Annotated in this window: 29 protein-coding genes; 14 read left to right on the forward strand and 15 right to left on the reverse strand. The window is 66.9% G+C overall.

The features are described from left to right. On the reverse strand, window positions 1-446 hold a 446-nt coding region (locus AC5Y4N_RS05365; protein ID WP_499912156.1), incomplete at its 3' end, for a DUF222 domain-containing protein. Between the two features lie 117 nt (window positions 447-563). Here AC5Y4N_RS05365 and AC5Y4N_RS05370 point away from each other — a divergent pair. The 7 genes from AC5Y4N_RS05370 (at window position 564) to AC5Y4N_RS05400 (ending at window position 7815) form a co-directional block, all read left to right on the forward strand. Further along, the gene (locus tag AC5Y4N_RS05370; RefSeq protein ID WP_499912158.1) at window positions 564-1406 is read left to right on the forward strand and encodes an LLM class F420-dependent oxidoreductase; all 843 of its coding nucleotides are present in this window, start codon (window positions 564-566) and stop codon (window positions 1404-1406) included. A gap of 11 nt (window positions 1407-1417) precedes the next feature. Further along, window positions 1418-2272: an LLM class F420-dependent oxidoreductase gene (locus AC5Y4N_RS05375; RefSeq protein ID WP_499912161.1), complete on the forward strand. Its 855-nt coding sequence runs from the start codon at window positions 1418-1420 to the stop codon at window positions 2270-2272. Between the two features lie 19 nt (window positions 2273-2291). Then, window positions 2292-3287 (forward strand): dTDP-glucose 4,6-dehydratase, encoded by a 996-nt coding sequence (rfbB, locus tag AC5Y4N_RS05380; protein ID WP_499912163.1) that lies wholly within the window; start codon window positions 2292-2294, stop codon window positions 3285-3287. Further along, on the forward strand, window positions 3284-3895 hold the full coding sequence (rfbC, locus tag AC5Y4N_RS05385; RefSeq protein WP_499912166.1) for a dTDP-4-dehydrorhamnose 3,5-epimerase: 612 nt from the start codon (window positions 3284-3286) through the stop codon (window positions 3893-3895). The genes rfbB and rfbC overlap by 4 nt, the downstream gene beginning before the upstream one ends. 85 nt (window positions 3896-3980) lie before the next feature. Beyond that, entirely contained in the window at window positions 3981-4463 is a 483-nt protein-coding gene (locus AC5Y4N_RS05390; protein WP_499912168.1) for a MarR family winged helix-turn-helix transcriptional regulator, read from the forward strand. 59 nt (window positions 4464-4522) lie between these two features. Then, on the forward strand, window positions 4523-4936 hold the full coding sequence (locus AC5Y4N_RS05395; protein WP_499912343.1) for an MmpS family transport accessory protein: 414 nt from the start codon (window positions 4523-4525) through the stop codon (window positions 4934-4936). Then, window positions 4933-7815 carry an MMPL/RND family transporter gene (locus AC5Y4N_RS05400; protein ID WP_499912171.1) on the forward strand — a complete coding sequence of 961 codons (2883 nt, stop codon included), beginning with the start codon at window positions 4933-4935 and terminating at the stop codon, window positions 7813-7815. Before AC5Y4N_RS05395 ends, AC5Y4N_RS05400 begins: the two co-directional genes overlap by 4 nt. 17 nt (window positions 7816-7832) lie before the next feature. Here the strand turns inward: AC5Y4N_RS05400 and AC5Y4N_RS05405 are convergent, their stop codons facing one another. The 3 genes from AC5Y4N_RS05405 to AC5Y4N_RS05415 form a co-directional block, all read right to left on the reverse strand. Next, entirely contained in the window at window positions 7833-8111 is a 279-nt protein-coding gene (locus AC5Y4N_RS05405; protein ID WP_499912174.1) for a hypothetical protein, read from the reverse strand. A gap of 72 nt (window positions 8112-8183) precedes the next feature. Beyond that, complete coding sequence (locus AC5Y4N_RS05410; protein WP_499912176.1) at window positions 8184-8897, reverse strand: Rieske (2Fe-2S) protein; 714 nt, start codon at window positions 8895-8897, stop codon at window positions 8184-8186. Continuing rightward, on the reverse strand, window positions 8894-9460 hold the full coding sequence (locus AC5Y4N_RS05415) for an RNA polymerase sigma factor (RefSeq protein ID WP_499912179.1): 567 nt from the start codon (window positions 9458-9460) through the stop codon (window positions 8894-8896). Before AC5Y4N_RS05415 ends, AC5Y4N_RS05410 begins: the two co-directional genes overlap by 4 nt. A 260-nt stretch (window positions 9461-9720) precedes the next feature. On the opposite strand from AC5Y4N_RS05415, the gene AC5Y4N_RS05420 reads away from it, so the two are divergent. The 4 genes from AC5Y4N_RS05420 to mmsB all read left to right on the forward strand — a co-directional run bounded on the left by AC5Y4N_RS05420 (window position 9721) and on the right by mmsB (window position 13806). After that, entirely contained in the window at window positions 9721-10095 is a 375-nt protein-coding gene (locus AC5Y4N_RS05420; protein ID WP_499912181.1) for a heme-binding protein, read from the forward strand. A 141-nt stretch (window positions 10096-10236) separates the two neighbouring features. Further along, window positions 10237-11757, forward strand: a complete 1521-nt coding sequence (locus AC5Y4N_RS05425) for a CoA-acylating methylmalonate-semialdehyde dehydrogenase (RefSeq protein ID WP_499912183.1) — start codon at window positions 10237-10239, stop codon at window positions 11755-11757. Window positions 11758-11761: 4 nt separating this feature from the next. Further along, a complete protein-coding gene (locus AC5Y4N_RS05430; RefSeq protein ID WP_499912185.1) occupies window positions 11762-12922 on the forward strand; it encodes an acyl-CoA dehydrogenase family protein in 1161 nt (386 codons plus the stop codon). Next, window positions 12922-13806: a 3-hydroxyisobutyrate dehydrogenase gene (mmsB, locus tag AC5Y4N_RS05435; RefSeq protein ID WP_499912188.1), complete on the forward strand. Its 885-nt coding sequence runs from the start codon at window positions 12922-12924 to the stop codon at window positions 13804-13806. Before AC5Y4N_RS05430 ends, mmsB begins: the two co-directional genes overlap by 1 nt. Window positions 13807-13885: 79 nt before the next feature. Here the strand turns inward: mmsB and AC5Y4N_RS05440 are convergent, their stop codons facing one another. Further along, window positions 13886-14398, reverse strand: coding sequence for an HAD family hydrolase (locus tag AC5Y4N_RS05440; protein WP_499912192.1), 513 nt, complete (start codon window positions 14396-14398; stop codon window positions 13886-13888). Window positions 14399-14490: 92 nt separating this feature from the next. Here AC5Y4N_RS05440 and AC5Y4N_RS05445 point away from each other — a divergent pair, with 92 nt between their 5' ends. Both AC5Y4N_RS05445 and AC5Y4N_RS05450 read left to right on the forward strand, forming a co-directional pair. Beyond that, on the forward strand, window positions 14491-15165 hold the full coding sequence (locus tag AC5Y4N_RS05445; protein WP_499912195.1) for a response regulator: 675 nt from the start codon (window positions 14491-14493) through the stop codon (window positions 15163-15165). Beyond that, window positions 15162-16379, forward strand: a complete 1218-nt coding sequence (locus AC5Y4N_RS05450) for a GAF domain-containing sensor histidine kinase (protein WP_499912198.1) — start codon at window positions 15162-15164, stop codon at window positions 16377-16379. Before AC5Y4N_RS05445 ends, AC5Y4N_RS05450 begins: the two co-directional genes overlap by 4 nt. Here the strand turns inward: AC5Y4N_RS05450 and AC5Y4N_RS05455 are convergent. The 10 genes from AC5Y4N_RS05455 to secY all read right to left on the reverse strand — a co-directional run bounded on the left by AC5Y4N_RS05455 (window position 16376) and on the right by secY (window position 25548). After that, a complete protein-coding gene (locus tag AC5Y4N_RS05455) occupies window positions 16376-16873 on the reverse strand; it encodes a MarR family winged helix-turn-helix transcriptional regulator (protein ID WP_499912200.1) in 498 nt (165 codons plus the stop codon). The two genes, AC5Y4N_RS05450 and AC5Y4N_RS05455, sit on opposite strands and share 4 nt — an antisense overlap. Window positions 16874-16939: 66 nt before the next feature. Further along, window positions 16940-17983, reverse strand: a complete 1044-nt coding sequence (locus AC5Y4N_RS05460; protein ID WP_499912202.1) for a pyridoxal phosphate-dependent aminotransferase — start codon at window positions 17981-17983, stop codon at window positions 16940-16942. Beyond that, window positions 17983-19002: a 3-oxoacyl-ACP synthase III family protein gene (locus AC5Y4N_RS05465; RefSeq protein WP_499912204.1), complete on the reverse strand. Its 1020-nt coding sequence runs from the start codon at window positions 19000-19002 to the stop codon at window positions 17983-17985. Before AC5Y4N_RS05465 ends, AC5Y4N_RS05460 begins: the two co-directional genes overlap by 1 nt. Before the next feature lie 7 nt (window positions 19003-19009). Then, complete coding sequence (locus AC5Y4N_RS05470; RefSeq protein WP_499912206.1) at window positions 19010-19705, reverse strand: SRPBCC family protein; 696 nt, start codon at window positions 19703-19705, stop codon at window positions 19010-19012. Next, window positions 19686-21407 carry a thiamine pyrophosphate-binding protein gene (locus tag AC5Y4N_RS05475; RefSeq protein WP_499912208.1) on the reverse strand — a complete coding sequence of 574 codons (1722 nt, stop codon included), beginning with the start codon at window positions 21405-21407 and terminating at the stop codon, window positions 19686-19688. Before AC5Y4N_RS05475 ends, AC5Y4N_RS05470 begins: the two co-directional genes overlap by 20 nt. A 74-nt stretch (window positions 21408-21481) precedes the next feature. Then, window positions 21482-22216, reverse strand: a complete 735-nt coding sequence (locus tag AC5Y4N_RS05480; protein ID WP_499912210.1) for an anti-sigma factor family protein — start codon at window positions 22214-22216, stop codon at window positions 21482-21484. Next, window positions 22213-22728 (reverse strand): sigma-70 family RNA polymerase sigma factor, encoded by a 516-nt coding sequence (locus AC5Y4N_RS05485; RefSeq protein ID WP_499912211.1) that lies wholly within the window; start codon window positions 22726-22728, stop codon window positions 22213-22215. Before AC5Y4N_RS05485 ends, AC5Y4N_RS05480 begins: the two co-directional genes overlap by 4 nt. A gap of 147 nt (window positions 22729-22875) precedes the next feature. Further along, window positions 22876-23673: a type I methionyl aminopeptidase gene (gene map, locus AC5Y4N_RS05490; protein WP_499912213.1), complete on the reverse strand. Its 798-nt coding sequence runs from the start codon at window positions 23671-23673 to the stop codon at window positions 22876-22878. Between the two features lies 1 nt (window position 23674). Continuing rightward, a complete protein-coding gene (locus AC5Y4N_RS05495) occupies window positions 23675-24220 on the reverse strand; it encodes an adenylate kinase (protein WP_499912215.1) in 546 nt (181 codons plus the stop codon). Beyond that, a complete protein-coding gene (secY, locus tag AC5Y4N_RS05500; protein WP_499912217.1) occupies window positions 24217-25548 on the reverse strand; it encodes a preprotein translocase subunit SecY in 1332 nt (443 codons plus the stop codon). Before secY ends, AC5Y4N_RS05495 begins: the two co-directional genes overlap by 4 nt. A 229-nt stretch (window positions 25549-25777) precedes the next feature. On the opposite strand from secY, the gene AC5Y4N_RS05505 reads away from it, so the two are divergent. Next, window positions 25778-26695, forward strand: coding sequence for an SAM-dependent methyltransferase (locus AC5Y4N_RS05505; protein ID WP_499912219.1), 918 nt, complete (start codon window positions 25778-25780; stop codon window positions 26693-26695). Window positions 26696-26704: the final 9 nt, after the last annotated feature.

A 26704-nucleotide genomic window follows, 5' to 3' on the forward strand; every position in this document is an offset into this window, starting at 1 on the left:
GCAGGCTGCAGCTCGCGTTCGGGTCGCGGTTCGAGCTTGACCGCGGTACGTAACTGGTTGACCGTGGCCACGCTGGCCAGCTGCGCATAGTGCTCATCAGAGCCCTCGGCTGCGTGTGCGGCGATCACCCCGACCTGATCCAGCGACAGCCGGCCCTCGGCCAGACCCTGCACACACCGCGGAAACTGCTCACGCCGGCCCGCCACCGTGGTGATCGTGTGCGCATTGGCCGACGACACCCCCAGCTTCCAGGCCACCAACGCTGGCACCGACCGCGCACCCGTCGCGCCCCACAGCCCGTCGCGATCGATCTCAGCGACGATCTCCACGATGCGCCCATCAATCGCATTACGCTGACCGCTCAGCTCCGCCAACTCCTCGAACAGCGCCTCAAGACGCTGCGCAGGGCTCACCGCAACAGCGCCACCAGAAGCGGAAGAAGACATGACGCCAGCATCGCACCCACCACCGACAAAGTTCCGGCACCAATTTTCTGCCGGCGCCCCGGACCAGCCAAATGTCGACGTGGAATAGCGGCCGACCGAACCGGGGTTGGAGGTGTCATGACTGAGCTGAACCTTGGCAAGTTCGGATCGTTCGGACGCGGAGTGACCCCCGAACAAGCAGCGCAGATCGAGAAACTCGGCTATGGCGCCGTCTGGGTCGGCGGCTCTCCCCCGGCCGAGCTCGAGTGGGTGGAGCCGATCCTCGAGAAGACCACCACGCTGAAGGTGGCCACCGGAATCGTCAACATCTGGACCGCCGCGCCCGGGCCCGTCGCCGAATCGTTCCACCGCATCGAAAAGGCCTATCCCGGAAGGTTTTTGCTCGGCATCGGCGTCGGACACCCCGAGGCGCACACCGAGTACCGCAAACCCATCGACGCGCTCACCGAGTACCTGGACAAGCTCGACGAGTACGGCGTGCCCAAGCAGCGCCGAGTCATCGCCGCACTCGGCCCGAAGGTCCTGAAGCTGTCTGCCGAGCGCAGCGCCGGCGCCCATCCGTACCTCACGACGCCGGAACACACCGCCAAGGCGCGTGATCTGATCGGCCCACAGGCGTTCCTGGCGCCCGAGCACAAGGTGGTTCTGACCACCGACGCCGAGAAGGCGCGTGCCATCGGCCGCAAGGCCCTCGACATCTACCTCAACCTGACGAACTACGTGAGTAACTGGAAGCGGCTGGGCTTCACCGACGACGACGTGCGCCGCCCGCCCAGCGACAGACTCGTCGACGCGCTGGTTGCGTACGGAACGCCCGACGCGATCGCCAGGCGGCTGACACAACATCTCGACGCCGGCGCCAACCATGTGCCGATCCAAATTCTGGGTAACCAAGACCGACTGATTCCGACGCTTGCCGAACTGGCCGGTCCGCTCGGACTGACCACGCGAAGCACCTAGAAAGGGACGCCATGACCGAGCCATCACTGCTCAAGCCCGACGTCGGCCGCTACGGCGTCTGGACCGGCGGACCGGTGAAGCCTGAGCAGGCGGCCGAGATCGAAAAGCTCGGCTACGGCGCGATCTGGGTGGGCGGGTCACCGGCCGCCGAGCTGAAGTTCGCCGAACCGATCCTGGATGCTACGGAGTCGATCACGCTCGCGACGGGCATTGTCAACATCTGGTCGGCGCCCGCGGACGAGGTCGCGGAGTCGTATCACCGCATCGAGAAGGCTTACCCCGGGCGGTTTTTGCTCGGCATCGGCGTCGGGCATCCCGAACACAGTCAGGACTACAGCAAGCCCTACGACGCTTTGGTGGCCTACCTCGATCGCCTCGATGCGGCCGGCGTCCCGACCAGCCGACGGGTACTTGCGGCGCTAGGCCCGAAGGTGCTCGAGCTGGCCGCCCGTCGCAGCGCCGGCGCACACCCGTACCTGACCACCCCCGAGCACACCGCCCAAGCCCACGATCTCGTCGGACCGTCGGTGTTCTTGGCGCCCGAACACAAGGTGGTGCTGACGACGGACGCTGACGAGGCGCGCGAGATCGGCCGCAAGACGGTGGAGTTCTACCTTGGCCTGAGCAACTACGTGAGCAACTGGAAGCGGCTCGGCTTCACCGACTCCGACGTCACCAAACCGGGCAGCGACAAGCTGATCGACGCCGTCGTGGCCTACGGCACGCCGGAGCAGATCGCCGCACGGCTGGGCGAACACTTGCGAGCCGGGGCGGATCACGTCGCGATCCAGGTGTTGGGCGGCTCCGAGCGGCTGATCCCCACGCTCACCGAGCTCGCCGGACCGCTGGAGCTGAAAGGCGACTGACGACCGTTACTGTTTGCCCATGCGGGTGTTGGTGACGGGCGGCGCAGGCTTCATCGGCGCCAATTTCGTCCGCGCCACCGTGCGCGAACGCCCGGACGTGTCGCTGACGGTGCTGGACGCATTCACGTATGCGGGCAGCCGCGAGTCGCTGGCCGGCGTGGAGCACGCGGTCAAGGTGGTCGAGGGCGACGTCACCGACACCGGCCTGATCTCTGCGTTGGTCGCCGACGCCGACGTGGTGGTGCACTTCGCCGCCGAGACGCACGTCGACAACGCACTGGCCGACCCGGAGCCGTTCTTGCGCAGCAACGTCATTGGCACGTTCGCGGTGCTGGAAGCGGTGCGCCGGCATGGGGTCCGGCTGCACCACGTCTCCACCGACGAGGTGTACGGCGAGCTCGCACTGGACGATCCGCATCGGTTCACCGCCGACACGCCCTACAATCCGTCGAGCCCATATTCGTCGACCAAGGCGGCCGCCGACATGCTGGTACGGGCGTGGGTGCGCTCGTACGGCGTGCGAGCCACAATCTCCAACTGCTCCAACAACTATGGGCCGTATCAGCATGTGGAGAAGTTCATTCCGCGCCAAATCACCAACGTGCTGACGGGCCGACGTCCGAAGCTCTACGGCAACGGCGCCAACGTGCGGGACTGGATCCATGTCGACGACCACAACGCTGCGGTCTGGCGGATCCTCGAGGACGGTAGCATCGGGCGGACCTACCTGATCGGCGCCGACGGCGAACGCGACAACCTGTCAGTCATGCGGTTGATCCTGACCGAAATGGGCTGCGAGCCGGACGATTTCGACTACGTGCCGGATCGTGCCGGCCACGACCTGCGCTATGCGATCGATCCGACGCCACTGCGCTCTGAATTGGGTTGGACCCCAATACATGCCGACTTCACCGAAGGTCTGCGCACCACGATCGACTGGTATCGCGACAACGAGTCGTGGTGGCGGCCACTGAAGGACGGTGTCGAGGCGCGATACGCCGAGCGCGGCCAATGACGGCGCGCGAGTTGGCGATTGCGGGCGCGTGGGAAATCAGCCACCCGTTGTATCCCGACGACCGCGGGCTGTTCTTCGAATGGTTCACGCAGCGAGAGTTCAGTGGTTTTGCGGGGCACCGCTTCGATTTCCACCAGGCCAACTGTTCGGTGTCGGCGGCCGGCGTGCTGCGCGGTCTGCACTTTGCCCAGCTGCCGCCCAGTCAAGCGAAATACGTGACGTGCGTGCGGGGGGCGGTGTTCGACGTGATCGCCGACATCCGGGTCGGCTCACCGACTTTCGGCAAGTGGGATTCCGTACTGCTCGACGACCGGGATCGCCGATCGGTGTATCTGTCGGAAGGGCTGGCGCACGGATTCCTTGCCCTGCAAGATGATTCGACGGTCATGTATCTGTGCTCGGCGCCGTACAACCCCAGCCGTGAGCACACGATCTCGGCGACGGACCCCCAGCTCGCGATCGACTGGCCTGCGGTCGACGGTGCGCAGCCGCGAATGTCGGGACGCGACGCGGCGGCGCCCAGCCTCCAGGAGGTCCGAGATGCGGGTCTGCTGCCCACTTGGGACGACACTCGTGCCTTCGTCGAGCAGCTGCGGCGACTGCATTAGGCCCGTGATGCTTCCCACCCAGAATGGCAGGCCCGCTGCACCTATCCGTTGTCGATAAATAGGCACCGTGATATAAGTTCTGCTCGTGAATCCGTCGTCCCTGCCCCGGCACGGTAGCGACACCGTCGGGGAGGTGCTCGATCAGGCAACGGATCTGACGGTGCGGTACCTGAGCGACCGGTCGGGCTTGAGCGTGTCGGCCGGGTTCCTGCTCAACAGGGTGAGCCGCGACGGTCCGACCCGGCTCACCACACTGGCTGCCAAAGAGGGAGTCAGCCAGCCGTCGATGACTCAGCTGATCCAGCGGCTCGAACGCCACGGCATCGTGACCAGGCAGCCCGACCCCGACGACGGCCGCGTGTGCCTGGTCGCGATCACCGAAGCGGGCCAGGCGCTCCTCGATCAACGCACAGCCACCCGGCGCGACCGGCTGGCCGCATTGCTGACCACATTGTCTACCGAAGAGCAGTTCGCGCTGTGGCTTTCGGCGCAGGTGGCGCTGCCGCTGCTGAATCGACTCGTCGAGAACGCCCAGTCGCTGGATCTCAAATGCGGTAAGGAGGCCTGAGCTCACAGGTGAAGGGTCGGGAGCGGGTGCGGGCGGCGGCGAGAGCGGTCGGCCGCCTGATGAAGCGTGCGTGGATACCGTTGGTTCTCGTCGTGGTGCTTGCCGTCTCGGGATTGGTGGTGTCCCGGCTGCACAAGGTCTTCGCCTCACAAGACCTCAACGCGAACGCCAACGCCGGCATCGAGATCGTGCAGTTCCATCCAAAGATCTTGGTGTACGACGTATTCGGCGCCTCGGGCAGCACCGCCAAGGTCAACTACTTCGACGCCGAGGCCAACATCCACGAACTCGATGTGACGCTGCCGTGGTCGACGACGATATCCACCACCCTTCCGGCGGTCAGCGGCAACATCATCGCCCAGAGCGACGGCGGTGAAGTCGGTTGCCGGATCACTGTGGACGGCGTGGTACGCGACGAAAGGCACACAGATGGCGTCAACCCGCAAACCTTCTGCCTGGTGAAGTCCGCATGACAGACACCAAGCACGCAGCGCCGCAACCCAAGCGGCCGTTCTTCCCACACGCCATCCGCCTGCTGGCGGTCCCGATCATCCTGTTCTGGCTGGCGATCACCATCGCGCTGAACGTGTTCGTCCCGTCCTTGGAGAAGGTCGGCGAGGCGCACTCCGCGCCCATGGCGCCCAACGACGCGCCGTCGATGGTGGCGATGAAGCTGATGGGGCACAACTTCGACGAGTTCAGGTCGAACAGCACCGTGATGATCGTGCTCGAAGGCCAGGACAAGCTCGGCGACGACGCACATCATTACTACGACAACATCATTCATCAGCTGAACCAGGATCCGGCGCACATCCAGCACATCCAGGACTTCTGGGGAGATCCGCTGACCGCGGCGGGCGCGCAGAGTTCGGATGCGAAAGCCGCCTATGTGATGGTCTATCTCGCCGGTGACCAAGGCACCACGGAAGCCAACAACTCCGTGGAGGCGGTGCGCAAGGTCATCGACCACACCCAGCCGCCGCCGGGGGTGAAGGCCTACGTCACCGGGCCGGCGGCGCTGACCGACGATCTGCACGTCATCGGCAACGCGAGCCTCGCCAAGATCACGCTGTTCACGCTGGGTGTGATCGCGATCATGCTGCTGATCGTCTACCGCTCGATCGTCACCACGCTGGTTCAGCTGTTTCTGACGTTTATCGGGCTGGCCTCCGCACGCGGCGTGGTGGCACTCATGGGCAGCCTCAACGCTTTTGGGCTGACCACGTTCGCCTCCAACATCCTCACAATGCTCGGCATCGCGGCCGCCACCGACTACGGCATCTTCATGTTCGGCCGCTACAGCGAAGCCCGCGCCGCCGGCGAGGACCGAGAAGAGGCGTACTACACCACATTCCGGTCCGTCACACCCGTGATCGTGGGCTCGGGCTTGACCATCGCCGGGGCCACCTACTGCCTGAGTTTTGCTCGGCTGCCGTACTTTTCGACGATGGGCGTGCCGGTCGCAATCGGGATGCTGGTGGTAGTGGCGGCCGCCGTGACGCTCGGGCCGGCAGTGCTCTTCCTCGGCGGACTTGCGGGCCGCTTCGAATCCAAGCGCGCTCAAGGCAAACTGTGGCGGCGCGTGGGCACGGCCGTGGTGCGCTGGCCCGCACCGATCCTGGCTGCCAGTGCCGCTGCGGTACTGATTGGCATGGTCGCTGTGCCCGGCTACCACCCCTACTACAACGACCGGTTCTACCTGCCCACCAGTGCGCCGGCCAATCTGGGCTATGCGGCTTCGGACCGGCACTTCTCGCAGGCCCGGATGAACCCGGACATCCTCATGGTGGAGGCGGACCACGACATGCGCAATCCCGCCGACATGCTCGTGTTGGACCGCGTGGCGCGCAATGTGCTCAACATCCCGGGCATCGCGATGGTGCAGGACATCACCCGCCCGCTGGGCATTCCGATCCAGCACAGCTCGATTCCGTTCCTCAGCAGCATGCAGGGTCAGACCACCATGCAGCAGTATCCGTTTCAGCAGATCAACATCGCGAACATGCGCAAGATGGCCGACGACATGGGCGTCATGGCCGACACCATGGAGCACATGTATCACGTCATGCTGCAGGTCGTCGACGCCACACACGCCACCACCGCCGACACCAAGCAGCTGCAGGCCGACGTCGACGTATTGCGCGGCCACATAGCGGACTTCGACGACTTCTGGCGTCCGATCCGCAACTACTTCTACTGGGAACCGCACTGTTACGACATCCCGATCTGCTGGTCTCTGAGGTCGCTGTTCGACACGGTCGACGGGGTCGATGCCCTCACCGACGACACCGGCAAGCTCACCGCCGACATCGAGCGCCTCGACACGCTGATGCCGCAGATGGCCGCGCTGCTGCCGCCGACGATCGCCACCATGCGCATGACCCGCGGACTGATGTTGTCGACGTACAGCACCATGTCGGCGCTGCAGGCCCAGATGGCGGCGATGAACGACACCGCGATCGTCATGGGACAGAGCTTCGACGCCGCCAAGAACGGCGACCTGTTCTACCTGCCGCCCGAAGCGTTCCAGAACCCGGAGTTCCAGCGCGGACTCAAGATGTTCCTCTCCCCCGACGGCAAGTCGGCGCGCTATTTCATTACCCATCAAGGTGATCCGATGACCCCGGAGGGCATCGACCGGGTCAACGCGGAACGCACCGCCGCTCAGGAGGGGCTCAAGCAGTCGTCGCTGTCCAGCGCCAAGGTGTATCTGGGCGGCACGGCCGCCACCTACCGGGACATGGCCGACGGCGCCAAGTACGACCTGATGATCGCGGTCGTCTCCGCGCTCACGCTGATCTTCATGATCATGCTGATCATCACCCGCAGCTTGGTGGCGGCGCTGGTGATCGTCGGGACCGCAGCCAGCTCCATCGCGGCGTCGTTCGGGCTTTCGGTGCTGATCTGGCAAGACCTTCTGGGCATCCGCGTGCACTGGATCGTCATGTTGATGTGCGTGATCATCCTGCTGGCCGTCGGTTCCGACTACAACCTGCTGCTGGTCTCCCGGTTCAAAGAAGAAATCCAGGCGGGACTCAAAACCGGCTATCTGCGCGCGATGGCGGGTTCCGGTGGGGTGGTGACCGCGGCCGGGTTGGTGTTCGCGTTCACCATGGCCGCGATGCTGGGCAGCGAGCTACGGGTGCTCGCCCAGATGGGCTCGACGATCGCGATCGGCCTGTTGCTCGACACGTTGATCGTGCGATCGCTGCTCATGCCGTCGATAGCCACGCTGCTGGGGCGGTGGTTCTGGTGGCCGCAAGTCATCCATCCGCGCGGCGATTACGGGTTGCGTCGGATCAGGACGCCGGCTCCCGACACCGATACCGACGCGATCCCGGTACGGCCGTAACTCCAAGCGCCGCAGCGTCATTCGTCGTCCGGACAGTCGACGTCGACGTACACGGTGGTCAGCGGGGCGGGCCGGGCGGTGATGGGCAGCCCGTGCACGCCGGTCACCACACAGCGCGATAGTGGCACTTGGGCCGAACCGTTCACCTGGACGCTGTAGCCGGCGTCACCGAGTTGCTGGACCACGTCGGCGGCCGACCCGCCGACGTCGGTGGATGCAGCAGCGGCTGGGTTGGCAGCAAGCATCGAGGCGGCGGCCGCAAATGCGAGTTGTGCGGTGATTCTCGTGGTGATCATGAAAACTCCAGTGCCACTTACTGATTGAGGCGTATGCCTCACCAACAGATAGCGACTGGGGTTACAGGATCCTCAGGCCGGCTGTGCCGGCGGCGCCAACACTTCGACGAGGCCGTCGCGCTCCCTGACCTCCAGCTGCGGCAGCGGCTTCGGAGCGATCGGCAGCGCGTGGGTGATCACCTGGCCCGCCGGCGAGAACGACGTGGAATGGCACGGGCAACGTAAGCGGTCGGCGCCCTGGTCGAACCACAGTTTGCAGCCTTGGTGTGTGCACACCCCCGACACCGCTTGAACCACACCGTTGCGCCGATGCACAAATCCGTTGACCGATCCCAGGCTGAAGGGGTGAACCGACCCTTCGGGCACATCGGCGCTGTCCGCGACCACCTGCCAGGTGCCGTCACTGGGCACCAATCGCGAGGCGGTGTCGGCTTGACCGGGCGGCTGGTCTCGGGTGCCCAAGACCAGCCGATCGACCGACACCGCTGCCACCGCGGCGGTCGCCGCCGCCGCGCCGCCGACCATCACCTGTCGGCGCGTCGCGCTCACAGCTGGCGGCGGCGCAGACGTCCCGGCCTCCGGTGCCGGCCCTGACATCTGTTGTGCCAGGCGATGTTTCAACGTATCGACAAACTCGGCGCGCGGCTCGTCGTTGCCTGGCCGCGCGGCGCGCAGATCGATGGCGGTGCGGATCTGTGCGGCCTCGAAATCGTCGGGCGTGAACGGCTTCGGGCGCCGGCCGGCCAGCAGGTCGTCGAGGTACCGGCGCAGTTCCCGGCGGGTCATCGGGCACCTCCCTCGCTGCTCTGAGCCTCGTTCGTCTGGCTGTCATTCATCTGTGCGGCCAATCGCAGCGCGCGATGCTGCAACACCTTCGCGTTCGCGATGCTGACACCGAGGTCGCCGGCCGCGTCGCGCACCGACTTGCCTTGCAGGAAGCGCAACTCCAGAATCCGCCGGTATTGGACGGGCAGCCGGTCCAGCACCGCTGCCGCTCGCTGCGGGGCGGTGCTGGGTTGCGCGTCAGATGCGGTCTCGGGGGCCGCGACGTCGTCGAGCGTGGTGATTTCGCGCCCCATCGTGGCTCGCCAGTGTGCCGCCAGCACGGTACGCGCGGTGGCGCGCAGATACGCGCGCACCTCGGGCACACTGGCCGTCAACCGCAACGGCCGCATCGCGGTCAAGAACACCTCGGAGGTGAGGTCCTCGGCATCGGCGCGGTTGCCGACTCGCCCGAAGATGCTGCGGTACACCCACGTCACGTTGTCTTCGTAGACCGCTTCCCAGTTCGGGTAGCAGGCGGTGGAGACCAGCCGCAGATCCCGGCCCGACTCATGTGGCACCGGCACCGCGAATCTCCCTCACTCTGGCCGGACCACCGCCTGCGATGGCGGCGCTGTCCTCGAGGAGATAGGTCACCGGGTTACACGGCGGTCGTCCGCGCGAAGTTCTTCGACTGTAGCCCCGGCTCGGTGCGCAGACAGCCCAAAGGCACCGACATCCCCAGCGATCACCCAGGTCAAACCCGCCTCGACACCCAGCGCTGCGCGTTACGGTGAAAAGCCCTGTGCTCAGCGGTATGGAACCAACGCACGACGAAGGAGTCGCCATGAAGTCATCCACCTCCGGGCGCCACGCTGTCGCCGTCTCAGTCAGCGGGGCCGCCCTCGCCGCGACCATGCTGTGGAGTGCCGCGCCGGCGGTCGCAGATCCTCCGCCGGGCTGTAGTGCAGCCGACCGCGCGCAGGTGATGTCCGACGTCTCGTCGGCGACCGCCAACTATCTCCGCACCCACCCCGACGTCAACGCGTTCTTTTCTGGCCTGGCCGGCCAGCCGCACGACGCCATGCGCAACCAGATCCACGACTACATGAACGCCAACCCCACCGTGGCGTCCGACCTTCGCGGGATCCGGCAGCCCATGAAAGACATGAAGAACCGTTGCGGCCCGTTCTTCACCAAGCCGCAGGGCGCCCAGGGCTGAGTCTTCGAGCGTGGATCAGACGACGCGCGTTTCGCGCGTCGCCTAGCTGAGCGCGCCGTCGCCGACCCGGTATTGAAGCCGAGGCCTGCCGCTTACTAGGATGTCCTAGTAATCATCTTCGCCGATTCCACGGGGCATCTCATGACGACTCAGATTCCGCATTTCATCGACGGCCGGCGCACGCTGGGTCAGTCGCAGCGCATGGCCGACGTCTACAACCCCAATACGGGACAGGTGCAGGCCCAGGTGCCGATGGGAACGGCGGCCGATGTCGACGCTGCGGTCGCCATCGCGGTCGAGGCGCAGAAACAGTGGGCGGCGTGGAACCCTCAGCGCCGGGCCCGCGTGATGATGAAGTTCATCGACTTGGTCAACCAGAACGTCGACGAGCTCGCCGAGATCCTGTCGCTCGAGCACGGCAAGACGCTCGCCGACTCGCGCGGTGACATCCAGCGCGGCATCGAGGTCATTGAATTCACCGTCGGCATCCCGCATTTGCTGAAGGGCGAGTACACCGAGGGGGCGGGCACCGGCATCGACGTGTACTCGATCCGTCAGCCACTCGGCGTCGTCGCCGGCATCACCCCGTTCAACTTCCCTGCGATGATCCCGCTGTGGAAGGCGGGGCCGGCCCTGGCATGCGGAAATGCGTTCATTCTCAAGCCATCTGAGCGTGACCCCTCGGTGCCGGTGCGGCTCGCCGAGCTGTTCGAGCAAGCCGGCCTGCCCAAGGGCGTCTTCCAGGTGGTGCAGGGCGACAAGGAGGCCGTCGACGCGATCCTCGACCATCCCGACATCAAAGCCGTCGGGTTCGTCGGCAGCTCCGACATCGCGCAGTACATCTACGCCGGTGCAGCAGCACACGGCAAGCGCGCGCAGTGCTTCGGCGGCGCCAAGAACCACATGATCGTGATGCCCGACGCCGATCTCGACCAGGCCGTCGACGCGCTGATCGGCGCCGGCTACGGCAGTGCCGGCGAGCGGTGCATGGCGATCTCGGTCGCGGTGCCGGTGGGTGAGCAGACCGCAGCACGGTTGCGCGCCAGGCTGATCGACCGGATCAACAACCTGCGCGTGGGCCACAGCCTGGACCCCAAGGCCGACTACGGACCACTGGTGACCGAGGCCGCGCTCAATCGCGTGAAGGACTACATCCAGCAGGGGGTCGACGCGGGCGCCGAAGCGGTGATCGACGGCCGTGAACGCGCCAGCGACGACCTGCAATTCGGCGACGCGAACCTCGAGGGTGGCTACTTCATCGGGCCCACGCTGTTCGACCACGTCACCCCGGACATGTCGATCTACACCGACGAGATCTTCGGACCGGTGCTGTGCATCGTGCGCGCGCATGACTACGAGGAGGCACTGCGGCTGCCGAGCGAGCATGAATACGGCAACGGTGTCGCGGTTTTCACCCGCGACGGCGACACCGCGCGCGACTTCGTGTCCCGCGTGCAGGTGGGCATGGTGGGGGTCAACGTGCCGATCCCTGTTCCGGTGGCCTACCACACGTTCGGCGGCTGGAAGCGTTCAGGTTTCGGCGACCTGAACCAGCACGGTCCGGCGTCGATCCAGTTCTACACCAAGGTCAAGACCGTCACGTCGCGCTGGCCGTCGGGGATCAAGGACGGTGCCGAGTTCGTCATCCCCACCATGAAATAGCGCCGTGTTCCGCCTCGAGGACGACGAGCGCGTCATCATCCAGACGGCCGCGGCGTTCGCCGCCAAACGCCTTGCGCCGCATGCGCTGGAGTGGGACGCCACCGACCACTTCCCGCTCGCTGAACTGCGCGAAGCCGCCGAGCTGGGGATGGCGGCAATCTACTGCAGCGAGGACGTCGGCGGCAGCGCACTGCGCCGGCTGGACACGGTGCGGATCTTCGAACAACTGGCCATGGCCGACCCCACCACCGCTGCATTCCTGTCGATCCACAACATGTGCGCGTGGATGATCGACCGCTACGGCACTCGCGAACAACGCAAGACGTGGGTGCCGCGGCTGGCGTCGATGGAGGCCGTCGCCAGCTACTGCCTCACCGAGCCGTCGGCCGGGTCCGACGCCGCGGCGCTGCGCACCAAAGCCCGCCGCGACGGATCGGACTACGTTCTCGACGGCGTCAAGCAGTTCATCTCCGGAGGCGGCAGATCCGACGTCTACGTGGTGATGGCCCGCACCGGAGGTGAAGGCCCGCGCGGCATCTCGGCGTTCATCGTCGAAAACGGCACGCCCGGACTGAGTTTCGGTGCCCAGGAGCACAAGATGGGCTGGCACGCACAGCCGACGGCGCAAGTGATCATGGACGGAGTGCGGGTGCCGGCGGACGCGATGCTCGGCGGCGCCGACGGCGAGGGCACCGGCTTCGGGATCGCGATGAACGGGCTCAACGGTGGCCGGATCAACATCGCAGCGTGCTCGTTGGGCGGCGCGCAGGCCGCCTACGACAAGGCCGCCGCCTACGTGCGCGACCGCGAGGCGTTCGGCATCAGCCTGCTCGACGAGCCCACCATCCGGTTCACGCTGGCCGACATGGCCACTGCCCTGGAGTCGTCGCGAATGTTGTTGTGGCGTGCGGCAGCAGCGCTCGACGACGACGAGCCGGACAAGGTGGCACTGTGCGCGATGGCCAAGCGCTACGTCACCGACGCGTGCTACGAGGTGGCCGACCAGGCACTGCAACTGCACGGCGGGTACGGCTACCTGCGCGAGTACGGTCTCGAGAAGATCGTCCGCGACCTGCGTGTGCACCGCATCCTCGAAGGCACCAACGAAATCATGCGAGTGGTCATCGGGCGCGCTGAGGCCGCTCGGGTAAAGGGGCAGAACTGATGACGACGATTGCGTTCCTCGGCCTGGGCAACATGGGCGGCCCGATGGCGGCGAATCTGGTGGCGGCCGGGCATACCGTGCACGGCTTCGACCCGGTGCCCGCGCTGAAATCTGCCGCCGCCGACAAGGGCGCGCAGGTGTTCGACAACGGCGCCTCTGCCGTCGCCGACGCCGAGGTGGTGATCACCTCGCTGCCCAACGGTGAGGTCGTAAAGGCTTGCTACGCAGAGGTTCTTCCCGCCGCGAAGCCGGGTGCGCTGTTGATCGACACGTCGACGATCTCGGTCGACGACGCCCGCACGATTCATGCGCAAGCCGTCGAGCGCGGGTTCGCGCAACTGGACGCCCCGGTTTCGGGCGGGGTCAAGGGCGCGACGGCGGGCACGCTGGCGTTCATGGTCGGCGGCGAGGACGACGCTGTGGCACGCGCCCGGCCGGTGCTAGAGCCGTTGGCGGGCAAGATCATTCACTGCGGACCGTCCGGCACGGGCCAGGCCGCCAAGTTGTGCAACAACATGGTCCTGGCGGTGCAGCAAATCGCGATCGGCGAGGCGTTTGTGCTCGCAGAGAAGCTGGGGCTGTCGGCGCAGTCGCTGTTCGACGTGATCACCGGTGCCACCGGGAACTGCTGGGCGGTGCATACGAATTGCCCTGTGCCAGGCCCGGTTCCGACGTCGCCGGCCAACAACGACTTCAAGCCCGGATTCGCCACCGCGCTGATGAACAAGGACTTGGGTTTGGCGATGGCCGCGGTGCGCTCGACCGGCGCGTCTGCGCCGCTGGGTAGCCATGCCGCCGAGATCTACGCCGAGTTCATCAGGTCCGCCGAGTCCAACGCCGCCAAGGACTTCAGTGCGGTGATCGAAATGCTGCGGGGCACCTAGCCCCTCGCCGAGTGTGCAGTCTCGCACGCGACACGCCGATCAACGCGTACGAGGACGCACAGTCGCGGAGGCTGCCGAGTCAGGCGGCTCGCTTTTGCGTGGTCCAGCTGCGGCGGTGAACCCGTTTGCAAGCGGCCGCACTGTCGAGCTCGTCGAAATCCGTCGACACCGCGGCGAGGCCGGCGTCGGCGGCGGCGGCGCGGCCCGATGGAGCGACCACAGCCAGCGCACTTCCGGCCTCGATGCCGAACTCCCACAGCGCCGATGCGTAGAGAGCCGATTCGACGTCGTCCGCACTGGAGTCGATGTCGTCGATCGTGACGATCGTCTCGACGAGCCCGTCCCCGATCAGATCACGCACCAGCGGCTCCACCTCGGCCCGACGCTTCATGCTGACAACTCCGACCCACACGCCCGCGACGAACAGACTCATCACCAAGTCGATCAGACCAGGACGCGGCGCCAGTTCGCCGTCTGCACCGAGTTCGGCCATCGCATCGAGGTCGAAGATCACCGCGGCCAACGGATCCACGTCGACGTCGGTGGATCGGTCCCACCAAAACGACCTCGCTGCAAGAGTCTGGCCCGGCATGTCATCAGAATCTGACGGCCGGGCCGCCGCGACATCCCCCGCAAGGGGGATTGTGCAGGCGGTTGCCACTCCCCCGGCTCTATTGTTTTCGCATGCGTGACGGCACAGAGCCTTCGGGACCGGTGCGCATCGTCCTGGTCGACGATCACGAGATGGTGATCGAGGGCCTCAAGGCGATGCTGGCCGCGTTCGCCGACCGCGTCGCAGTCGTCGGCCAGGCCGTGGGCGCCGAGCGTGCGCTGCCCGTGATCGAAGAGCTCGGCCCGGATATCGTGCTGTGCGACGTGCGCATGCAGGGCTCCAGCGGGCTGGACCTGTGCCAGACGCTGCGTGCCAAGGACCCGGATCGTAAGGTCGTGATGCTGTCGGTCTATGACGACGAGCAATACCTCTTCCAGGCGCTGCGGGTTGGGGCGTCGGGTTACCTGCTGAAGAGCATCAGCAGCGACGAGCTCGTCCGCCAACTCGAATTCGTCCACAGAGGCGAAACCGCGATCGACCCCGGCATGGCCGCGCGCGCCGTCGACACCGCCGCACGCATGCAGCGTGACGAATTCTGGCCCGGCGCGCGCCACGGCTTGACCCAGCGTGAAAGCGAGATCCTGTCGTACGTCGTCAGCGGGTTGTCCAACCGCGGCATCGCCAACAAGCTGGTGATCGGTGACGAGACCGTCAAAAGTCATCTGCGGTCGATCTACCGCAAGCTCGGCGTCAGCGACCGCACCGGCGCGGTGGCGACCGCACTGCGCGAGGGCATCTACCAATGACGCGGCCCCGGGCGGTCCGCGACCTCGGCCAGTACAAGTTAGGGGCCGACCGTGAACTGGCTCTGCTGCGGGAATTGATCCAGGCGGCATCCAGCGGCCCGGGTGTGGAACCGCTGGCTGCGGCCGCGGCCCGGATGATCACCGCCGCCACCGGCACCGACGTGTGCTTCGTGCACGTGCTCGACGACACCAACCAGTCGTTGACGCTGACCGGCGCGACGCCGCCGTTCGACAGCCAGGTCGGCAAGATCAGGCTGCCGCTGGGCTCCGGTATCTCCGGATGGGTGGCCAGCCATCGCGAACCGGTGGTGATCACCGAGAACAAAGAATCCGATCCGCGCTACCTGCCGTTCCAGTCGCTGCGCGGCCGCGACTTCACGTCGATGGTCTCGGTGCCCATGGAGACCGACCCCGGCGGGCTGGTCGGCGTGTTGAACGTGCACACGGTCGCGCGGCGTGAGTTCACCGACCGCGACGTGCAGCTGCTGCTGGTGATCGGCCGGCTCATCGCGGGCGCGCTGCACCAGGCGCGGCTGCACCGCCAGCTGGTGGCCCGCGAACGCGCGCACGAGAACTTCGTCGAGCAGGTGATCGAGGCGCAGGAGCTGGAGCGTCGCCGGCTGGCCGCGGACATCCACGACGGAATCAGCCAGCGGCTGATCACGCTGTCGTACCGCCTCGACGCCGCGCAGCGCGCCGTCGGCAACGACGCCGACGCGGTCGCCGAGCAGCTGGAGAAGGCGCGGGAGCTCGCCGATCTGACGCTGCAGGAGGCCCGAGCGGCGATCGGAGGTCTGCGACCGCCGGTGCTCGACGATCTCGGGCTGGCCGGCGGGCTGGCCAGCCTGGCCCGGTCGATCCCTCAGATCGACCTCGACGTGCACCTGGACAACACCCGGCTGCCCGACCACATCGAGCTGGCGTTGTACCGCATCGCGCAGGAGTGCCTGCAGAACGTGGTCAAGCATGCCAAGGCCAGCACCGCCAGGCTGACGTTCGCCGTGGAGGACGGGATCGCGCGGCTGGAGATCGTCGACGACGGCGTCGGGTTCGACACGTTCGAGAATCCGCTGGGCAGCGACGAGATGGGCGGCTACGGGCTGCTGTCGATGGCCGAACGGGCCGAGATCGTCGGCGGCCGGCTCAACATCCGGTCACGGCCCGGCGCCGGAACCGCAGTCACCGCGACGATCCCGCTCCCGACACCCGCCTAGAAGTCGCCGGCGTGGCGGCGCAGCGTCTCGATCGACGCGGACAGCGCCTGCGACTCCGCAGGTGACATCCCGATGTCGGCGAACACCTCTTTGTTGAGCGTGACCGTCGCCTCCTCGACGGTCGAACGGCCCAGCGCAGTGATCTGGACCAGCGTGGTGCGCCCGTCGGTGGGATGCGGGACCCGCTCGACCAGCCCGGCTGCCTCCAGCCGCCGGATCGCATGGGTCACGCTGGTGACGTGCACCTGCAGCAGGTCTGATGCCTTGCCGATCGGCAGTGCGCCGGTGCGGCTGAACGCCAGCAGACGCAGCAGCTCGAACCGCGAGAAGCTCAGATCGTAGGGGCGCAACGCGTTCTCGACACGTGCCAGCAGAATCTGGTGCGCCCGCATCACCGACGTGACGGCCACCATCCCGTCGGCGACGTCACCCCACCCGGCGCGCTGCCAGTTGGCGCGCGCCTGGGCGATCGGGTCGCGCTTCTGCGAAGGCACGCCTCTTCATACCGCACACCGGCGGTCGTCGACACGTAGCCACGGTCGCTCTGCTCGTGCGTCGCGTCACGCGACGACGGCGGACACCGCGGCCAGCACCGCGCGCGTCGACGCACGCCCCCCGACCGTCACCCGCACTCCCCCGTCGGCGTAATGCCGGGCCCGCACGCCGGCCGGTTCGAACACCTCGCGCCAGCTGCGTCCGACGCGGGCGGGCAGGAATACGAAGTTCGCATGCGCGTCATAGCTGTAGACACCCAGCGCCCGAAGCCGCCGCTGCAGATAGCACCGCTCGGCGGAGATGAACCGGATGCGTTGGCACAGTTGATTTTCCGCATCATAGGACGCTGCCACCGCGACCGCGCTGGTGATGCCGACGCCGAACGGCAGCTGTAGCGTCCACAGCCGCTTGGCCAGCTCGGGTGCGCCGAACCCGTATCCGATGCGCAGTCCGGCGAGTCCATACGCCTTCGAAAAGGTCCGCAGCACAAACACATTCGGAAACCGCCGCACGAGCGCCGGTGCGTCGAGGCGGTGTTCGGGTGCGACGAACTCGACGTAGGCCTCGTCGAGCACTACCAGGGTGTCCGACGGCACGCGCCGCAGAAACCTCACCACGTCGGCTGCCGGCTCCAGGGTCCCCGACGGGTTGTGTGGCCGGCACAGCACGACCACCTTCGCGGTGCGCGCCGCGTCGGCGAGCGCGTCGAGGTCATGATGCCCGTGCGAATCCAGCGGCACGGTCACCGACACCAGCCCCGCGATCTGCGCGAAGATCGGGTAGCCGTCGAACGTCGGTGACGTCATCACGATCTTTTCACCGGGCCGCGTCACCGCCTGCAGCAGCTGCAACACCACGCCCGTCGCCCCCGCACCGAGCACTACCTGGTCCTCCCGGACGTGCACCCGGCCCGCGATCAGGCTGCGCAGCTGCAGCGGCAGAAACTCCGGATAGCGGTTCGCAACGTCGATTGCCTTCACGAGAGCGGCACGCACGGCGGGTAGCGGCGGGAACGGATTTTCGTTGAGCGACAACGCATATGGATCGACGGCGTCCGGCAGCGCCCCGACGACCTCGGCGACGGTGGTCTCGTGCTGGGGAAACGCCATCAGTGCCGGCCGCCCCACCGCACTGCCGCAGCGCCGGCGAAGTCACCGGCGTGCGCAAACCCCGACATCATCACCACGTCGCCTTTCGCGAGCCGGCCGTCAGAGATCGCCCGGTCCAGGTTCAGCGGAATCCCGGCACCGAAGAGGTTGCCGCACTGATCAAACGTGTCCACGTGCCGTTCTCGCGGCAGCTCGAGCGCTTCGCGCCAGTTGCGCAGGAACGCCCGGTTGGGCTGGTTCGTCACCAGCACGTCGATCTCTCTGGGCTGCAAGCCGATTCGGTCGCAGACGGCGTAGGACACCTCGGGCACCAGCCGGTTGCCCCGCGCCAGCACCTTGGTGATCTTGCCTTCCGTGAAGCCGACGCTGCCCTGTCCCGGACCGGCTTCCCACCACCGGCGCGGCACGTCGAAGGAGATCGTCATGTCGGCCGAATACTCGCCGTACGTGCGGCACTCGACGTCGAGCACGGGCGACGAATCCGACACCGTCACCAACGCGACCGCCGCGCCGTCTCCGGGAACCGCTGCCTGCGCCTTCGTGCGGACCCTGTCTTGGTCGAACACCTTTCCGGCCGAATTCTGCGCGATGCACAGCAGCGCGGATCGTCCTGCGCCCGAGGTCAGCAGCTGACGCGCGAGCTTGATCATCAGCACGAACACCGCACATCCGCCGTTGTGCAGGTCGAGGACCCACTCCGGGCGCATACCGAGGCGATCGGCGACGCCGCTGCCGCAGCCGAAGACGGGGATGTCGGGCAGCTGGGTGTGCGTCAGCAAGACGTCGGCGCCGGTGACTGCGTCTTCGCCGTGGCGGGCGATCAGTCCGGCGGCGGCCCGCTCGATCATGTCGGTCGCGGTCTCGTCCTTGCCGACGTGATGACGGAACTTGGGCGCCCGGAACATCACATTGTCGCGCAAGTCGTCCGATTCGGCGAACTGCGCGTAGTAGTCGGCGGGTATCGGCGCCCCGGGAAGGTACGTCGACACGTCGACCAGGCTGACGGGAATACTGCTCATCGAATCCTCATCTCATCCAGTCCGGGGTCACCGGCAGGCCGTTGTGATGGCGATATTCGGCAATCGCCTTGAGGTTCTTGAGCTCGAGCAAATGCCCGGGGCCGAACATGTCCCAGAAATCGCCCACCCACACCGGCCGCTTCGGCGGCGCGGTCTCCGGATAGGGATTCTTGTCGTAGAACGGGTGATGGCAGTTGGTCCACAACACCACCGAGCCTGGTTTGTCGAACACCAGCTGCGCGTCGACAATGCGCATAAGGTAGATCATCCACAGGTGCTTGCCCTGGTCCCACGCGCAGTGATAGTCGACGGTGCGCGCTTGCGCGTTGGCCACGGTGCGAGTGAAAATCGCACTGCCAGGCTGTGATTCGGTGCCCGCTCCGAGTTTGTCGTGCGCGATCCACAGGCCCGGTTCCTCCGTCGGGGCGAAGCCGCGCAAGCTGTAGGTCCACTCTTCGAGGCTGCGGGTGTCGGCCATGTAGTCGAACAACTCGCCGGGCGGGCAGTCGATGTAGTCGTTGACGGTGCAGTATTGGCCGAACACCACGTCGTGCGGGTAGACCGACCGCATCTGTTCCATGATCAGCGGGGTGGCCTTCTCTTTGGGAGTGGTCTCGATCCGGATCAGGCCCTCGATCGGGCCAGCGGCACCGGTTTCGGCAAGGTGATGGGAGGTGATGTCCTCAAGTGCTGGCAACGACATCGCGTGGGTTCTCCTTCGGAATCGAATGATTGTTGACGCCTTGGGTTTTGGATGCGGCGGCGGTGAGGAACGGCGCGAACGGCGGCATCTCGTCGGCGGCGCATTCCACGCTCACCACCGACGGCCCGTCGACGCTCAGCGCGGCGCGCACAGCATCGGCGAAGTGGGCGGTGTCGGCCACGTCGACGGAAGGCAACTCGGGAAACATCGCGGCCAGCCCGGCGCCGAGGTTGGCCGGCCGAAACCTGTTGTAGCTGTAGAGGTCGTCGTAGAACAGCTGTTCGCGGGTCACGCACATCGCGTGCGCATTGTTGTTGAACAACACCAGCGTCACCGGCAGCCCGTATTGCAGGGCGGTGTGAATCTCCATGCCGTGCATGAAGAACGAGCCGTCGCCGGCGATCACCACGGTCCGGCGGCGTCGAGCGAACGCCATGCCGATACCCGCGCCGAAGCTGTAGCCCATGCCGCCCATGCCCAGCGCCACCAGGAACCGGCCGTCGCGACGGACCGGCAGATAGTGGATCGCCGCCGCACCGGTGTTGCCGGCGTCGACGACCACGTCGACGCCGGCAGGCAATGCCTTGTCCAGGACGGCCATCGCGTCGCGGTACCGAATACCGGGTCCGTCATATGGGGGCGGCGAGAGTTGGCTGCGCCCAACGGAATCGGGCACGCGGATTCCCACCGGCCTGCCGGAGCCGGCGAGCGCCAAGGTGAGCAGCGTCAGCGAGCCGCGCAAGTCGTCGGTGTGCACGTGCGTGCACGGCAGGTATGGCGGCGCCGAGCCCAGCGAGACCGTGGGAACCGACGCCAGCACGTCGTCGAGTCCCGCGCGGGAGGTGACCGACAGCCTGGTGCCCACCAGCAGGCACAGCCCGCTGCGCGCCACCGCGTCGGCGACACCCGGATGCCCCATCACGCCGGTCACCCCGAGAGCTGACGACGAGCCGAGCCCGGGAACGCCCGCCGTGTCTTTGGCGTCGGGCACCGTGGCGACCCGCGCGCGCAGCACCGCGCGCAGCTGTTCGAGTTCGGCGCGGGCGTCGTCGCGGGCCACCTGCTCGCCGGCGATGATCGTCACCGGCCCGACCGCACGGCGCAACGCGCGCGCGATCGGATGCGGATCGCCGATCTGGTGCTGCGAGCCCGGGTCGCCCGGCGGTGTGCAGTTGATCTTGGCCTGCTGAATGTCTTTGGGCAGCAACAGAACTGCCGGGCCGCCGGTGCGGGCTGCGGCGATCGCACGGGTCAACGCGGGCATGATGGCCGCGGGCGTGGTGACCCGTTCGCAGTACACCGACACCGCCGAGAACAGAGCGTGTGCGTCCAAGGCGCCGTTGCGGCCGCTGGTGTCCTGGAAGCTGCCGCGGCCGTCGAGCGCCGTGGGCGGCTGGCCGATCAGGGCCAGCACAGGAACCCGGCTGGCCAGCGCCTCTCCCAGGCCGGGCACCACGTTCAGCGAGCCGCCGCCGGAGGTGGCCGCCACCACGCCCAAGCCTGCGCCGCTGCGGCTGTAGCCGTCGGCCATGGTGGCTGCCGAGAACTCGTGCTTGGCCAGCACCGCGGTGATGTCCGGCCGGAAATGCGCGGCGTCGTAGAGGTCTTCGATGTTCGCGCCGTCGACGCCGAAGAGGTGGGTGAGCCCGATGGCGGCGAGATGTTCGACGATGTGGTCGACCACCCGGTACTGCCTTGCCATGAACCCACCTGCCTTGCGTAGCGCCTGACAAGTACACGACCCGTCATGGCGATGGGTTCACGCAGTGAACGGGATCACAGCCGGCTTTCGAGTAGAACGCGATCGTTGTCGGCCGAAACCAGTTGCACCGCAGCGATTTCGTCCTTCGGCAGCGGAGTGTTGGCACTCGGCAGCGCCGTCGCGCCGGAGAGCCCGAGCCATGTCGCGACCTGTGTGCGACTGCCGTCGCGGCCCACGACGACCATCCCCAGAGTCTGCGGCTGGGTGCTGCCGCTGTTGCCCCAGTCGCCGTAGGAGCAGGCCATGTCGATGCGGGTGCCCCAGCTGAACGAGGTCATCGTGATGCTGGCGTTGATCGTCGTGTCGGACACATGCTTCATCTCCAGGCCCTGGGCGGTGGTCTGCGGAGAGTCGTTCTGCGATCCCACCGTTTCGGGCCGGATCGCGATCATCACCGCCACCGCGAGCAGCGCGGCCGCCAGCCCCACCGCCGCGGAGGTGAGCCAGCGCGAACGCCTGCGCCGCCAGCGCACCTTGTCCAGCACCGAGTCGAGGACCTCGGGCCGCAGCGGCGGCTCGGGCTGCGCGTCGTCGAGCGCGCGGACGTCTTCGAGATCCAGCTTGGCCAGCAGAGCCGGAATGCCGCTGATTTCCGCGACGGCGGCGCGACAGCGCGCGCAGGTTTCCAGGTGCGCCTCGTATTCACGACGGTCGTTGCTGGACAGCGAACCAAGGACGTAGGCGGCATCCCACGTCACGTAGCGGTCGCCGTCGGCTACGTCGCCCTGAGGAAAACCGAATTGCGTCACCGTGTCACCCCCATTTCCTGCAGACTGAGCCGCAACGCCCGCACGGCGTAGTGAAGGCGGGATTTCACGGTGCCCTCCGCTATCTGTAAGTCCGTTGCGATCTGGGCAGTGCTCCAGCCCTGGTAATAGGCCCGCCGGATCACCGCGCGATGTTCGTCGGTGAGCTGACTCAACGCGGTGGCCAAAAGCAGCCGGTCCAGCGCGGAGTCCACCTCGTCGGGCCCGGCACGGTCGGGCAGGTTCTGGATGTCGGGGCTGCTCGACTCGCTGCGGTACCGCGCGCTGCGCCGCTCGTCGATGACGAGATTGCGCGCGACCGTGAACAGCCATGCCCGCGCCGATCGCTCGGCGTCTCCCGTCACCTCGGGATGACGCCACGCGCGCAGCAGCGTCTCTTGCACCACATCCTCCGCACGAGCCCTGTCCCCAGTAAGCCGCAAGGCGTAACGCCACAGCGCCGCGGCGTGCTCGTCGTAGAGCGCCCGCATCATGGCGGCTTCTGGGTCGTCCATTACCAACCTCCGTCTGTGACACGACGTTGGCGGTATTCCGGTTCATTCTCAGGCCCACGAACGCGCAGCTCGTAGGGTTTTCAGCGATTCGGCTCGGGGCAGCTGGTGGACGCTGCTACAGCGTGCTACAGCGCTGCTACAGCGCTGCTACAGCGTCAGGATCCGCGGCCCGTCGTCGGTGGCGGCCACGGTGTGCTCCCAGTGCGCCGCACGCGAGCCGTCGGCGGTCACGACGGTCCACTGGTCGTCGAGGATGACGGTCTTCGTGGTGCCCAGAGTCAGCATCGGCTCGATCGCCAGCACCGACCCGGACGCCAGGTACGGCCCGCGGCCGGGTGCGCCCTCGTTGGGCAGGAACGGATCCATGTGCATGCGCCGCCCGATGCCGTGGCCGCCGTACCCCTCGACGATGCCGAACGCGCGGTCGTAGCGCGCCTCGGCGGCGTGGGTGGCCTGCTCGACGGCATGCGACACGTCGGTGAGCCGGTTGCCGGGCACCATCGCGGCGATCCCCGCTTCCAGCGACTCCCGGGTGGCCTGTGAGAGCGCGGCGTCGACGGCAGTCAGCTCGCCCACGCCGAACGTCACGGCGGCGTCGCCGTGCCAGCCGTCGACGATCGCACCGCAGTCGATCGAGACCAGGTCGCCCGCGGCCAGGATCTCGGTCGGCGACGGAATGCCGTGCACCACGCGGTCGTTCACCGACGAGCAGATGGTGGCCGGATAGCCGTGGTAGCCGAGGAACGACGGGATGCCGCCGCCGTCGCGGATCACCGCTTCGGCGACCTGGTCGAGGTCGTGCGTCGACACTCCCGGCTCGGCGGCCGCCTGCACGGCACGAAGTGCGGCAGCCACCAGCGACCCGGCAGCGGCCATCGCGTCGAGTTCACCCGCGCTGCGGTGCGGGACGACCTTGCGGTTGCGCAGTCCCGGCAGCGCGATCACGTCACTTACCGAGGGCGCGCAACGCCCTGGCGAAGACCTCGTCCATGGTGCCGACCGCGTCGACGGCCTTCACGGTTCCGTCGTAGTACTCCAGCAGCGGTGCGGTCTCGTCGCGGTACACCTTCATCCGGTTGTGGATGATCTCTTCGGTGTCGTCGGCGCGGCCGCGGTCCTTGAGCCGCTTGAGCAGCTCCTCCTCGCAGACCCGGAATTCCAGCACCGCGTCCAGCTTGGTGCCGCGGTCGGCCAGCATCCGGGTGAGCGCCTCCGCCTGCTCGACGGAGCGCGGGTAGCCGTCCAGGATGAACCCCTCGGCGGCGTCGGGTTCGTCGATGCGCTTTTCCACGAGGGCGTTGGTCAGCTCCGAGGGCACCAAGTCGCCGGCGTCGAGGTACCGTTTGGCCTCCAGCCCGAGCTCGGTGCCCTCGCTGATGTTGCTGCGGAACAGGTCGCCCGTGGAGATCTGCGGGATCCCGAACTTCTCGGCCAGCTTGGCCGCCTGCGTCCCTTTACCGGCGCCCGGCGGGCCGAGCAGAACGAGTCTCACTTCAGGAATCCTTCGTAGTTGCGCTGCATCAGTTGGCTTTCGATCTGTTTGACCGTATCCAACCCGACGCCGATCAAGATCAGAACCGCAGTCCCGCCGAACGGCAGGTTCTGCGCGCCGCCGCTGTTGCCGATCTCCAGGAACAGATTGGGCAGGACCGCGATGACGCCCAGGTAGATCGATCCGGGCAGCGTGATCCGGTTGAGCACGTAGCGCAGGTAATCGGCGGTCGGACGGCCGGGTCGGATGCCGGGGATGAAGCCGCCGAACTTCTTCATCTCGTCGGCTCGCTCATCCGGGTTGAACGTGATCGACACGTAGAAGTACGTGAAGAACACGATCAGGCCGAAGTAGATCGCGATGTAGGCGGGGTTGCTGGGGTCGGCGAGATAGCTGCCGACGAACTTCTCCCACCAGCTGGTGCCCGGTGTGGCGCTGCGACTGCGCACGATCTGGGTGACCAGGTGCGGGATGTAGATCAGCGACGACGCGAAGATCACCGGGATGACGCCGGCCTGGTTGACCTTCAGCGGCAGATAGGTGGAGGTGCCGCCGTACATGCGCCGCCCGACCATGCGCTTGGCGTACTGCACCGGGATGCGGCGCTGGCCCTGCTCGACGAACACCACGCCGATGATGATCACCAGCGCGGCCACGCACACCGCGGCGAAGATGCCGGGCCCGCGCGAGTCGAGGATGCTCTTGCCTTCGGCCGGGATGCGCGCCGCGATGCCGGCGAAGATCAGCAGCGACATGCCGTTGCCGATGCCACGTTCGGTGATCAGCTCGCCCATCCACATCACCAGCGCGGCGCCGGCCGTGATCACCAGCGTGATCACCACCAGCGTGAAGATCGACTGGTCGGCGATGATCTCGTGGCCCACCGAGCAGCCTTGCAGCAGGTTGCCGCTGCCCGCGAAGGCGACGATGCCACCGGCCTGGAGCATGGCCAGCGCGATCGCCAGGTAGCGCGTGTACTGCGTCATCTTCGTCTGGCCGGACTGGCCCTCTTTGCGCAGCTCCTCGAACCGCGGAATCACCACGGTGAGCAGCTGCACGATGATGCTGGCGGTGATGTAAGGCATCACGCCCACCGCGAACACCGACAGCTGCAGCAGCGCACCGCCGGAGAACAGGTTGATCAGCGAGTAGATCTGGGCGTTGTCGCCGCCGGCCAGCTCGTTGATGCACTTGTCGACGTTTTGGTAGTTGACTCCCGGCGACGGCAGCGACGCGCCGAGCCGGTAGAGCAGCAAGATTCCCAGCGTGAACAGGATCTTGTTTCGCAGGTCGGCTGTCCGCAGTGACGAGATGAAAGCCGAAAGCACTCTTCCTCCTGCGCAGCCGAGCGTCGGCGGCATGCAATGAGCTGGTGGTCACCAGCGTCGGGTTGGTCGGGTCTGTCAGGTTTTGCGGGTCGCGCCGATTCCCACCCCAGGCGGATACCAGGCGACAAACAGTCTACGAGACTAACAGTTGCGCACTGCCTTCAGTGCGCTGAAGAGGGCGCTCAGAAAAGCGGCGTACAGTTACATCAGCTAAGTAATGAGGAGCCCGATGCCACGCACCGAGAACGACACTTGGGACCTTGCGTCCAGCGTGGGCGTCACCGCCACGATGGTCGCCGCGGCCCGTGCCGCGGCGGGCCGGGCCGAGCACCCGCTGATCAGCGACCCGTTTGCGGAGCCGTTGGTGTCCGCAGTCGGCGTCGACGTCTTCACCAAGCTGGCCACCGGCGAGGTCACATTCGCCGAGGTCGACGACGACGCGGAGACGGGCGCGCGGCGCTTCGTCGAAGGGATCGCGGTGCGCACCAAGTTCTTCGACGATTTCTTCCTTCAGGCCGGCGACGCCGGCATCCGCCAGGCCGTCATCCTCGCCTCCGGTCTGGACTCGCGCGCCTACCGGCTGCCGTGGCCGGCGGCCACCGTCGTGTTCGAGATCGACCAGCCCGCAGTCGTCGACTTCAAGACCCGCACGCTCGCCGGGCTCGGCGCCGAGCCGACGGCCGATCGCCGCGCCCTCGCGGTCGACCTGCGCAGCGACTGGCCGGGCGCGCTGCGCGACGCCGGGTTCGACCCGGACCGGCCGGCGGCCTGGATCGCCGAGGGACTGCTGGGCTACCTACCACCCGACGCGCAGAACCGGCTGCTCGACGACGTCACCGCACTCAGCGCTTCAGGCAGCCGGTTCGCCACCGAGACGGCGGCCAACCCCGGCGCCCTGGACCGAGCCGAGATCGAGGAGCGGATGCGAACGGCGTCGGAACGTTGGCAGCGGCACGGCTTCGACATCAACCTGGCCGATCTGGTGTACATCGGCGAGCGCACCCCGGCGCCGGCGTATCTGGCCGCACACGGCTGGGAGACGACGGCCGCGACCGCCTCGGAGCTGTTCGTGCGCTACGGGCTGCCGCCCAACGACTATGTACCGAGTTTTGGTGAACTGCTCTACGTCGACGCCACCCTGAAGTAGAGGACACGC

The organism is Mycobacterium sp. NGS19, from assembly GCF_059813155.1.